Origin of the sequence: Anaerocolumna sp. (genome assembly GCF_032079385.1) — a bacterium.
Taxonomy (GTDB): Bacteria; Bacillota; Clostridia; order Lachnospirales; family Lachnospiraceae; genus Anaerocolumna.
Window position 1 is genome coordinate 17739 of the sequence record NZ_DAMAUC010000005.1, and the last position, 12235, is coordinate 29973.

At 35.7% G+C, this 12235-nt stretch carries 9 protein-coding genes and 1 pseudogene; 4 read left to right on the forward strand and 6 right to left on the reverse strand.

The genetic code is table 11. The features are described 5' to 3' along the window. Positions 1–15 precede the first annotated feature (15 nt). From RT261_RS05765 to RT261_RS05785, 5 genes and pseudogenes are all read right to left on the reverse strand, one after another. Positions 16–2052, reverse strand: coding sequence for a YgiQ family radical SAM protein (locus tag RT261_RS05765; RefSeq protein WP_313130543.1), 2037 nt, complete (start codon positions 2050–2052; stop codon positions 16–18). 203 nt (positions 2053–2255) lie between these two features. Then, positions 2256–2789: a GNAT family N-acetyltransferase gene (locus RT261_RS05770; RefSeq protein WP_313130544.1), complete on the reverse strand. Its 534-nt coding sequence runs from the start codon at positions 2787–2789 to the stop codon at positions 2256–2258. 111 nt (positions 2790–2900) lie between these two features. Then, the gene (locus RT261_RS05775; protein WP_313130546.1) at positions 2901–3110 is read right to left on the reverse strand and encodes a hypothetical protein; all 210 of its coding nucleotides are present in this window, start codon (positions 3108–3110) and stop codon (positions 2901–2903) included. Between the two features lie 212 nt (positions 3111–3322). Continuing rightward, a pseudogene (locus tag RT261_RS05780) lies at positions 3323–3691 on the reverse strand (methylated DNA-protein cysteine methyltransferase); the annotation flags it as partial. Positions 3692–3712: 21 nt separating this feature from the next. Next, positions 3713–4600 (reverse strand): tocopherol cyclase family protein, encoded by an 888-nt coding sequence (locus RT261_RS05785; RefSeq protein WP_313130547.1) that lies wholly within the window; start codon positions 4598–4600, stop codon positions 3713–3715. Between the two features lie 322 nt (positions 4601–4922). Here RT261_RS05785 and RT261_RS05790 point away from each other — a divergent pair, with 322 nt between their 5' ends. After that, the gene (locus tag RT261_RS05790; RefSeq protein ID WP_313130549.1) at positions 4923–5942 is read left to right on the forward strand and encodes a D-alanine--D-alanine ligase family protein; all 1020 of its coding nucleotides are present in this window, start codon (positions 4923–4925) and stop codon (positions 5940–5942) included. 93 nt (positions 5943–6035) lie between these two features. On the opposite strand, the gene RT261_RS05795 is transcribed toward RT261_RS05790, so the two are convergent. After that, on the reverse strand, positions 6036–8126 hold the full coding sequence (locus tag RT261_RS05795) for an elongation factor G (protein ID WP_313130550.1): 2091 nt from the start codon (positions 8124–8126) through the stop codon (positions 6036–6038). 373 nt (positions 8127–8499) lie between these two features. On the opposite strand from RT261_RS05795, the gene aroF reads away from it, so the two are divergent. The 3 genes from aroF to aroA all read left to right on the forward strand — a co-directional run bounded on the left by aroF (position 8500) and on the right by aroA (position 12229). After that, positions 8500–9513, forward strand: a complete 1014-nt coding sequence (aroF, locus tag RT261_RS05800) for a 3-deoxy-7-phosphoheptulonate synthase (RefSeq protein ID WP_313130553.1) — start codon at positions 8500–8502, stop codon at positions 9511–9513. Positions 9514–9799: 286 nt separating this feature from the next. Beyond that, the gene (locus RT261_RS05805) at positions 9800–10909 is read left to right on the forward strand and encodes a prephenate dehydrogenase (protein WP_313130897.1); all 1110 of its coding nucleotides are present in this window, start codon (positions 9800–9802) and stop codon (positions 10907–10909) included. 30 nt (positions 10910–10939) lie between these two features. After that, positions 10940–12229, forward strand: coding sequence for a 3-phosphoshikimate 1-carboxyvinyltransferase (gene aroA / locus RT261_RS05810; RefSeq protein WP_313130555.1), 1290 nt, complete (start codon positions 10940–10942; stop codon positions 12227–12229). Positions 12230–12235 lie beyond the last annotated feature (6 nt).

Genomic DNA, 12235 nt, shown 5'->3' on the forward strand with positions numbered 1-12235 from the left:
CATTTTTTATTCTGATTACCTTGTTATAGTCTTAGCTTTACTCTTCCTTTGTGCTGTTCTTCCTGTCTTTTTCATCCCATCATTGCTCTTATTGTTTTTGTATTTGTCAGTATTCTTATTTATATTTCTCTCCGATGAAAATTTACTTTCTTTACCTTTTTTATTTGAGCTGCCTTTATCGGAATGTTCACTTCCCCGCTTATTACCACCATTGTGTTTGCTATCGGATTTATTCCCGTATGCATATTTTCCATTATTCTTTGGTCTGATTAAACATTTTTTATCAAATCCGATTAAGTCCGTCCGATTAGCTAAAGTAAGAGCCTCCACAACCAAATCATAATTTTTAGGGTTACGATACTGAATCAATGCTCTTTGCATCGCTTTTTCGTGAGGTGTTTTAGGCACATATACCTGCTTCATGGTTCTAGGATCTAATCCGGTATAATACATGCAGGTAGAAATAGTGGATGGAGTCGGGTAAAAATCCTGCACCTGTTCCGGCATATACCCAATATCTCTAATATACTCTGCCAATTCAATAGCTTCTTTTAAAGTTGAACCGGGATGGGAAGACATGAGATAAGGTACAACAAATTGATTTTTTCCAATATCCTGATTAATCTTTTTGTATTTGGTAATAAACCGTTTGTACACAGAATTCGTTGGTTTTCCCATTAAATCCAACACTCTATCACTAATATGTTCCGGAGCTACTTTCAACTGACCGCTAATATGATTCTCACAAAGTTCATTAATGAAGGTATCATCATTATCATTAATTAAATAATCAAAGCGAATCCCGGAGCGAATAAATACTTTCTTCACCTTTGGCAATTCCCTTAACTTTTTTAATAAAGATAAATAATCTTCATGATTTATCTTTAGATTTTTACATGGAGCCGGGAACAAACACTGTTTGTTAATACATGCTCCCTTGGTATTTTGTTTCTCACATGCCTTGAATCTAAAATTTGCCGTTGGGCCTCCAACATCATTAATATAGCCTTTAAAGTCCTTGTCCCATATTAATTGGTTTGCTTCTGCTAATATGGATTCATGACTTCTGGTTTGAATAATTCTACCCTGATGAAAGGTTAGTGCACAGAAATTACAACCGCCGAAACATCCGCGATTATGAACCAGGCTGAATTTTAGTTCTTCAATTGCAGGAATGCCGCCTTTTTCTTCATAAGAAGGATGATAATCTCTCATAAAAGGCAGGGAATAAATCCGGTCCATTTCCCCCTGTGATAAAGGCTTTGCAGGCGGATTCTGCACTACATATTCATGTTCTTTATACTGCTCCACTAATCGTTGTCCTGAATATGGATCCGTATTACAGTATTGTGTATAAAAACTTTTTGCAAATTTCTCTTTATTATCTGTTATCTCTTGAAAAGATGGCAGGGTAATGGCATCATATACAGAAGATAGGTCTTTGGCTTTATAAACAGTACCATTTATAAAAGTAATATCTCCAATTGCAATACCGCTGTCTAACGCTTCCGCAATTTCAACAATGGAACGTTCACCCATGCCATAGGAGATAATATCAGCCTGTGAATCCAGCAATATAGACCGTTTCACTTTATCGCTCCAATAATCGTAATGACCCAGTCTTCGTAAACTGCCTTCAATTCCCCCCACAATAATAGGGATATCTTTATATACTTTTCGAATCAAATTACAATATACAATAGTAGCCCTGTCCGGTCTCTTGCCCATTTCTCCGCCTGGTGAATAATAATCCTTATGTCTTCGTTTCTTAGCAACGGTATAATGGTTTACCATGGTGTCCATATTACCACCACTTACTAAAAATCCCAACCTAGGTGTACCCAGCACAGTTATACTTTTGCTATTCTTCCAATCTGGTTGTGCAATAATTCCCACTTTGTATCCATAGCTTTCCAGCACCCTGCTGATAATAGCAGGTCCAAAAGAATGGTGATCAACATAAGCATCTCCCGAAATAAACACAAAATCACACTGTTCCCATCCCCGTATGTCCATATCTTCTCTACTAATTGGCAAAAAGTCTTTTATCATTTCCTAAGCTCCTTTGGGAGAAAAATCCCATCTATAGTAACTACCTTTATCAAGATAATTTTCTTTGTTAGACTTAGCATATAGATTATATATACTGATTATCTGGTTTAAATACATGCAACTAAGTATAACCTACTTTTCCTTAATAGTCACTATTTTTTAATAGGAAGAGTATAGAGAAATATGGTATAATTGAATATTTTTTAATTATCTTTATTTAAAATAATCCAATATCTTTGTGTAATTCCATTTCCCTCCGGTATTTCATTTTCCAATATGGCTCCATTATTTATCATGGTCTTAGCAGAGGCTGTATTTTCTTTATCGCAAGTAATTAAAACTTTATTCATATTTAATTTAGCACATTCTTTTAAGGCTAATGCTAACATTTCCGTTGCATATCCCTGCTGCCTTTCTGATTTTCTAATACTATAACCTATATGGCCTCCATAGTGAAACAAATAGTCGTTTAATCGATGCCTAATATCTATCATACCAATTAGTCTGCCATCATCTGCAGAAATGGCCATATAGGTAGTTGCAGGAACCATGCCGGCTTGTACCGTTTCTTCTTTTAGATTATCAAGAAATGCCTGATACCACTCTTCAAATGATTTAGTACGTCCTAAACCACCAGTACCATCCATGCTATCTCCATTCTCAATAAATTCTCTTTTATAATCCAAAAGCTTTTCTTTATACTCCAGTGTTGGTAATATTAATTTTAATCTATTCATAGTCTCTCTCCTAAATATCAAGTATTAAAAAAATACTCTCTTCCTTATCTATGTATACAGTAACCCAGGGTGCATGCATTGCGTAATTTTATCAGCTTGTTCTTCTTTACTTTAATACTGCAATGTTTCCGGGCAGGTATGGGCTTCTATATAACCTGCTACCACATCTACACCATACTTTTGCAGTTCTCTTGCATCATCTAACATTGCATAGGTCTTACCTACTCCTGCTGCATAACCAAAATATATTTTCAGGCAGCCTTTTTGGTTTTTAACTAACTCTATTCCTTGTAATAACCTATCATGTTCCGGTATTATCATGTTTACCTCCATGTTCCGAATGATTTGATATTTTCAGACGATAACATAAATCTACTATCTTTTTCTTGGAATCATATCACTAAAATAATAAAAAGTAAACTAATGTATGTTGGTTATATAATTAAAATTTTTAGTATTTTCATAATAGAAAAAACAATTTAAAAATTTTAGGAAGCATTGAGTCAATGCTTCCTATTCTGTACATTACACACCTATAACTTGGATTCTACCGGATTGTTTAGATCGTATAAGCTCTCTTGATAATCCTTCACATAATATCTGATGTTGCTTCTTCCTCGCTGAATAATGTTATGTCCTTCTGCCTCAAGCTTTTCCTTTTGGTCCTCAACACCGCCTGGATATTTGGGATTTAGCTCACCGTCCCCTTTAAGTGTTCTCCAATATGGTGTTTTATCATTGTTTCTTTGTACACTTGCCCATGCAGCAATAGAAACAAAAATTCCTGCGGTAATGGGATCCGTAAAATCCGCATTATTCGCCTTTGCAAAATAATCTCTAATCCCTCCCACCGTAATGACTTTGCCCAACGGCACTGTCTTCATTACCCGGTCGTATTTTATAAAAATTATTTGTTTGAGTTATTACCTCCTAGCTCCATTTTCAAAGCTGCCAATGCCTGTATAATCAAAAACTACATTACCTTGTATCATAAAACGATACCGTATTTTACAATTGATACTTTCATGGACAGTACGAATCATCTTCCCTTTCTCTGGTGCCATTAAGCCATAAGCATTCTCTTCAAGCAATTGTACATACAAATCATATTTGCCTTGCTGTATCCACAGTTCTTTTTTATTATATTTTTTTATTTTTACTCCTAAATAAGTAGCAAGTCGATACTCTTTTCCGCCATAATATATAACACTGATACACCCTGTAAAAGAGAATTTTGCTATGGGAATATTCGCTATGGATACCATAACTATATTATTCCCTCTATCATACCAATTACATTGTGTCCAAAGATAGTCACTTGGAAAACCCGTGCCCCGATCTCCCTCTACATACCCCATACCTTGATAAAAACTCATGCTTCTGCCATTCATTTCAATCATGCCATTTACATTATGTGTAAGGCTGAAAACGCTGTGACGGCATTGCATAAAGGGAACATATCGAAATGGTCCCATAATATCATATTTTAACGGTGTAAAAGCAGTATAGCTTAGCTTACCTTTTATTGTGAGATTTTTTCTTTTAATATCGAGAATGAGCCCTCTGTCAGTAAACATATTCTTTCCTATTCGTATACCAAATCTTTTATCCGATACTGAAAATTCATCGATTGGATACGTAAGATAATAGGAGGAATTATTTGTAATCACCTGAATAGATGCCGATTTATTTTGATTCTGATCAACATGAAATGCCGGAATAAACGAGATAGTATCCCTTTCATTTTGATTCTTAAAATACCAGCCCTCAAAATAGGAACGCTTTTTATATTTGCCATAAAATTCAGTCATGTCTTTCCCTTTCAAAAGTTTGTTTTATTTTACTCTTTTAAGTTTGATACAAAATCACTTACTTTATGCTGTATTGAAAAAGCTTCCTTCAATGTATCACCTTACAAGGTATGGGCTGTTTTATTGGGCTTGATTAGTATTGATATTTTTGTAAAAAAGTAATATGATGATTTTAAAACATAAATTGGTTATTAATATATAGATTTTGTCATAATTATATTAATCCAGGGGGATAGTTTGAATTATTGAAATGTATAATCCACACCCTGATTTGTAGCAGTGCCGCATCTGCAAGAAGACGCGGTGTGCAATGGGAGGTAGTATGAAGATAGTCGTATTAGTAGGAGGCCTTAGTCCGGAGAGGGATGTTTCGATTGCTTCGGGAACGTTAATATCAAATGCTTTAATTGAGAAAGGACACGATGTTCAATTACTTGATTTATATTTAGGAATACATAACAAGACATTCTCTCCAGTATATGTAAATAACAAATCAGATTATAGATTTTCTTACTCCGTGCCAGAACATGAACCGGATTTAGAATCAATCAAAAATAGTGTAAATAATAAAAGTAGTTTAATCGGCGAAGGTGTCCTTGAAATATGTAAGAAAGCAGATATTGTTTTTCTTGCACTTCATGGTTCAATTGGTGAAAACGGGCAGTTACAAGCAGTACTAGATGTGTACGGAATTCGATATACAGGTACGAATTATATTGGAAGTCTTCTTGCAATGGATAAGGATTTGTCTAAGAAGATAATAAGAGCAAATAATATTTTAACGCCGGATTGGAAATACATATGTTTAAATAAAGAATATACTCTTGATGATATAAAATATCCTTGTGTTGTAAAACCCTGTAGTTGTGGTTCTAGTGTGGGTGTTACTATTGTAGAAAATTCGAATCAATTAAATAGTGCGATTGAATTGACTAAAAAGTATGAAGACTTTATCCTTATTGAAGATAAAGTTGAGGGAAGAGAGTTCTCAGTTGGCATTCTTAATAATATAGCTTTGCCAGTAATTGAGATTAAGCCTTTGTCTGGCTTTTATGATTATAAAAACAAATATCAAGTTGGCTTAACACAAGAAATTTGCCCTGCAAATATTTCAGAAGATATATCAAATTTACTAAAAGAAAAAGCACTAGCTGTTCACAATGCATTAAGGTTAGGATTTTATTCAAGAATTGATTTTATTGTAGATAAGCATAACAATGCATTTTGCTTAGAGGCGAATACATTGCCAGGAATGACGCCAACCAGCTTGTTACCACAAGAAGCAAAAGCGATTGGAATATCCTATCATGATCTTTGCGAAAGAATCGTATTAGAAAGATAAGATGATTAAGGTTAGTTACATGTAAAAGCTGTTACAATAGTGATATAATTGTAACAGCTTTTATTTATTATAATTATATTATGAAGAGATTGATTAGTCTCCATTCTCTCCATTCTTAGCACTTTCTTCAATAGCTCTCTGCTGAACATCAGATGGTGCCTGCTCATAGCGGTTGAATTCATAGGAGAAGTCACCGGCTCCGCCTGTCATAGAGCGAAGATCTGTTGAATATCCATACATCTCAGATAAAGGAATGTCCGCAACAATTTCTTGTTTACCACCGTGATGAAGCGGGTTCATACCTAATACCCTGCCACGGCGTTTATTCAAATCACCCATTACATCACCGGTAAATTTATCCGGCACAACTACTTTTAAGGAAACGATGGGCTCTAATAATACTGGTGAAGCCTCCATAAAGCCTTGTTTGAATGCCTGAATGGTTGCCATTTTAAATGCCATTTCGGAGGAGTCTACGGGATGGTAGGAACCATCTACCAGGGTTGCCTTTACTCCAACAACCGGATATCCTGCAACAGGTCCTTTTAAAACACATTCAGCTATTCCTTTTTCAACTGCCGGGAAATAGTTCCTTGGAACCGCACCGCCAAATACCTTCTCCTCGAATACATAAGGCTTTTCTAAATCTCCGGATGGTTCAAATTCAATGTGAACATCACCATATTGTCCATGTCCGCCGGATTGCTTTTTATATTTACCTTGTATTCTGACTTTCTTTCTAAGGGTCTCTCTAAATGGAACCTTAGGCTTCATAGTTTCAATTTCTACTTTATATTTGGATAGTAATTTACTTACCGTAACTTCTAATTGTTGATCGCCGATACCGTAAAGTAAGGTTTGTCTGTTTTCTTTATCATTTACAATCTTTAAGGTTAAGTCTTCATCCATTAACTTAGACAATGCCTGTGAAACTTTATCATCATCCCCTTTATTCTTTGTCATAAAACGTTGATAAGTATATGGTTTTGGCATCTCATATTTATCATATTCAACAGGTACAGCCTTTGTAGATAAGGTATCACCAGTTACCGTGTTGGATAATTTACCAATAGCGCCTATATCACCGGCATGAAGCTCATTTACTTCAATTTGCTCTTTTCCTCTTAATACATAAAGACGAGAAAGTTTTTCTTCCGTATCCTTCTCTGTATTATATATATTGGAATCTGATTTTAAGATTCCGGAACAAACCTTTATAAGCGAGAACTTTCCAATGAAAGGATCTGCAATAGTTTTAAAAACTCGAGCAGTCATAGGAAGACTTTCATCATAATTTGCTTCAAAAGGCTGATTAGTTTTCGTATTTAATCCTTTAATTTCATTTTTATTTGGAGCCGGGAAATATTTTTCAATTGCTTGAAGCAGCATAACAGGGCCTTGTGCATTCAGTCCGGATCCCATAAGAACCGGTACTACACTGCCATCTATAACATTATTTCTAAGTGCAAGAGAAATTTCATCCTGTGTAAATTCCTCTCCATTAAAATATTTATCCATTAATTCTTCGCTTGTTTCAGCAACTGCTTCTAACAAAGTTTCACGGAATTTATTCAGATTTTCCATAGAATAATCAGGAATCGGGCATTCTTCATATTGTCCTAAGGTAGTAAATCTTCTGCCGCCCATCTTAACTACATTAACAAATCCAACAAATTTTTCATTTTCACGAATTGGTATGTGAAATGGTGCAATCTTCTTTCCATAAAGTTCAGTTAATTCTTCAACAACTTTTCGATAACTTGCATTATCGTCGTCCATATCAGTAACAAAAAGTATTCTTGGCATATTATGTTTCTCACAACACTCCCAGGCTTTTCTGGTACCAACTTCTACTCCTGATTTGGCAGATACCACGATTATTGCTGCATCTGCTGCTGTCATTGCCTCTTCTACTTCTCCAACGAAGTCAAAATATCCTGGTGTATCAAGTATGTTAATCTTAATATCTTCCCATATAATGGGTACTACTGTAGTACTAATTGAAAAAAGACGTTTTACTTCTTCCTTATCATAATCACTAATGGTATTACCCTCTTCAATTCTACCTTGACGCTTTGTAATTCCGGTTGTGTAGGCCATGGCTTCGACTAAAGTAGTCTTGCCACAGCCACCGTGGCCTAACAATACAACATTTCGAATCTTTTCTGAAGTGTAAACATTCATTCTTTTTTCCTCCATTACTTAATATTTTTGTCTTGCTTATTAACTGAATATTATGGATTGCACGCCAAATATAATATCCATGTTTATATTTTACTAAAAAATGTCTGATTTTACAATAGTTATATAAGAGATTAACAAATAATTTTCATTTTATTTTGTAATACTAATGTATTCTCATAGAAAATATCAGTAATTTTTTAATAATATTAATAATATTGTCGAATTATTATAATACTCCTGCTTATCAGCGCTTTAAACCGTAACGCTTTAAAGTAATACAGTGTTGACATATATAAAATTTCATTGTACAATAATTTTGTTTAAAGCCACTGGCTTATTTTTAAGGCGTTAAAACGCCAGAATCGAGGTTACTATGATTATTGTTATGAAACCGGGAGCAAAAAAGGAATCCGTTCAAAATATTGTTCGTATCATTGAAGAAAATGGACTGACCGCTCACCTTTCTGATGGTAAAGAAGTTACAATCATTGGAGTTGTGGGTGATAAAACTAAACTTCAGAATCAAAACTTAGAAATTGCAGAAGATGTGGATAAAGTTGTTCCCGTTACAGAAAGTTATAAATTAGCTAATAAGAAATTTCATCCGGAGCCTTCTATTATCAAAGTCGGAAATGCATCCATTGGTGGAGATGAATTAATCATTATGTCCGGGCCTTGTGCTGTGGAAAACGAAGATCAGGTAATGGAAACTGCCAAAGCCATTCAAAAAGCCGGAGCCCAGATATTAAGAGGGGGCGCATACAAGCCAAGAACTTCTCCATATGCTTTTCAGGGACTGGAAGAAGATGGACTAAAGCTTATGAAAGAAGCCAAAGATGAAACAGGGCTGGCTATTGTTTGTGAAGTAACCAGTCTGGCAGCTATTGAAGCCGCAGTAAAGTATGTAGATATGCTTCAAATTGGAGCCCGGAACATGCAAAACTTCTATTTATTAAAAGAAGCAGGAAAAACAGGGCTTCCTGTATTATTAAAACGGGGGCTTTCTGCTACCATTGATGAATGGTTAAATGCCTCCGAATATATCATAGCGGAAGGTAATCCTAATGTTGTATTATGTGAGCGGGGAATCCGTACCTTTGAAACAGCTACACGAAACACCTTAGACATTAGTGCTGTTCCGGTTATAAAGCATAAGAGCCATTTGCCCATTATTGTAGATCCCAGTCATGCTACCGGTGTTAGAAAGTATGTAAAACCCCTTACCATGAGTGCTATAGCAGCAGGTGCAGACGGGCTTATGATAGAAACCCACCCCAATCCGGCATGTGCCTTATCTGATGGACCACAGTCTCTTACCTTCCCTCAATTTGAGGAGTTATGTGAAGAAATCAGACCATTAGCAAAATTAATGGGTAAGAAGTTTTAAAATCTAATGATTCTTTCAAGGCTGAAAGAAAATATTGTATAGAAAGAGTGCCATAAACTGATTTTTAATATGTTGAAAGAATATATGTAGAAAGAATATTTTAAGTTGATTCTTTCAAAGTTGAAAGAACATATAGAAAGAATATTTTAAGTTGATTCTTTCAAAGTTGAAAGAACATATATATATAGAATATTTTAAACTGATTCTTTCAACGATATTTATGGTAATATCATATGCAGACAAAGTAACATATCTAAAACATTATGATATGCAATGGGTGAAAAAGATGAATGATTTAACAATTGGATTTATCGGCTTTGGATTAATTGGCGGGTCAATTGCACGGACTATAAAAGAAACTTATCCAACTTTTACTTTACTATCCTATGATTATTCCAATGGCGGGATGGGAAAAGGGTTGGAGGATGCTCTAGCGGATCATGTATTGGATTTTGTTTATAAGGATTTAAAGGAAGGTTTCTCTTCCTGTGATATTATCTTTTTATGTGCTCCGGTACTATCCAACATTACATATTTAGAGCAATTAAAAGATATTATTAAACCAAGCTGTATCATTACAGATGTAGGCAGTGTTAAAAGCAATATTCATGAAGCAGTTGAGGACATAGGATTAAAGCAGAATTTCATAGGCGGACATCCTATGGCCGGTTCTGAAAAAACAGGTTATGAGAACTCTCACAGCAAATTACTGGAAAATGCTTACTATATCTTGACACCAACCGATGAAACACCATCTGCCACTACAGAGACTCTATATCAATTGGTGCAATCCATAGGTGCCATTCCTTTAATATTAGATTATAAGGAACATGATAATATAACTGCTGCCATTAGTCATTTGCCCCACTTAATAGCCACAAGCCTTGTAAATCTAGTAAAAGAATCTGACGATTCTGAGGAGAATATGAGGACACTGGCCGCAGGCGGTTTTAAAGATATAACCCGTATTGCTTCCTCCTCTCCTACTATGTGGCAGGATATCTGTTTAACAAATACAAGAAGCATTCAATATTTCCTAGATAAATACATCACTTCTTTAAAGGATATATATTATGCCTTGGAAAAGAAGAACGAAAAGTATATCTATAATTTATTTGATACTGCCGGAGAATACCGGGACTCCATTCCCAATAAATCCTCGGGTATATTGTCAAATGTCTATGAAATCTATATTGATATTTATGACGAGGCCGGTTCCATTGCTACTGTTGCCACTTTATTAGCCTCTAACCAAATCAGTATAAAGAATATCGGTATTATTCATAATCGAGAATTCCAGCAAGGTGTTCTCCGTATTGAGTTCTATGAAGAAATAGCACTTATAAAGGCAGTTGAATTGCTAAAGAAATATCGTTATACTATATATGAAAGATAGCCCGCCCTTTTATGGCAGATAGGAGTTAATATGACCAATAAAATAAAGAGCTTACGGGGTGAAATTATAGTCCCAGGGGATAAATCCATTTCTCATAGAGCAGTTATGCTTGGTGCTTTAGCAGAAGGTACCACAGAAATTACTCATTTCCTGCAAGGAGGAGATTGTTTATCCACTATTCATTGCTTTCGTCAAATGGGAATTACCATAGAGAATGATCCTGAAGAGAATAAAGTTACTGTACGTGGGAAAGGATTACATGGTTTAAGACAGCCCTTAGAAACCTTAGATGTAGGTAATAGCGGAACTACCATGCGTCTTATGTCCGGTATCTTAAGCGGTCAGACCTTTGATACTATAATTACCGGAGATGCTTCCATACAAAAACGTCCTATGGGAAGAATTATCACTCCTTTATCTCAGATGGGCGCCACCATAGAAAGTATACCTGGAGGAGGTCTAGCTCCTCTTCATGTTTTAGGAAGAAAGGATACTCTTTTACATGGGATCCACTATAATTCACCGGTAGCCTCAGCCCAGGTGAAATCCTCCGTTCTGTTAGCAGGCTTATATGCCGACGGGCCTACTTCCGTCACAGAACCTAATGTGTCCAGAAACCATACGGAGCTTATGTTAAAAATGCTTGGTGCAGACATAAAAGCCAGTAATACTACTGCCACGATTTGCCCAAACCCCAAATTGACAGCCGGGAAGATAGAAGTACCAGGTGACATCTCCTCTGCTGCATACTTTATTGCAGCGGGATTAATCGTGCCCGGTTCTCAGTTGACAATAAAAAACGTGGGCATTAATCCTACTCGTGATGGTATTCTTCGTGTGTGCAAACAAATGGGTGCTGATATTAGGATTGAAAATATTCGTAACACAGATACAGAAGCTGTTGGAGACATTATAGTAAGTTACAGCGAATTAAAAGGAACTGAAATAGGCGGTTCCATTATCCCTACTTTAATCGATGAAATTCCCATTATTGCAATTATGGCATGTTTCGCAAAAGGACAGACCATAATCAAAGATGCGGGAGAACTAAAAGTAAAAGAATCCAATCGTATCGACGTTATGGTAAATAATTTATCTCGTATGGGTGCAGACATTATGGCAACGGAAGATGGTATGATCATTAATGGCGGCTTACCTCTTCGTGGAGCTGCTGTTGATAGTAAATTAGATCATCGAATTGCCATGTCCTTTACCATTGCCGGACTTGTTTCAGAGGGACCCGTTGAAATTCTAGGGGCTGAATGTGTGAATATATCCTACCCTACTTTTTATAAGGATTTGGAAGGGTTAATGGAATAAAAGATT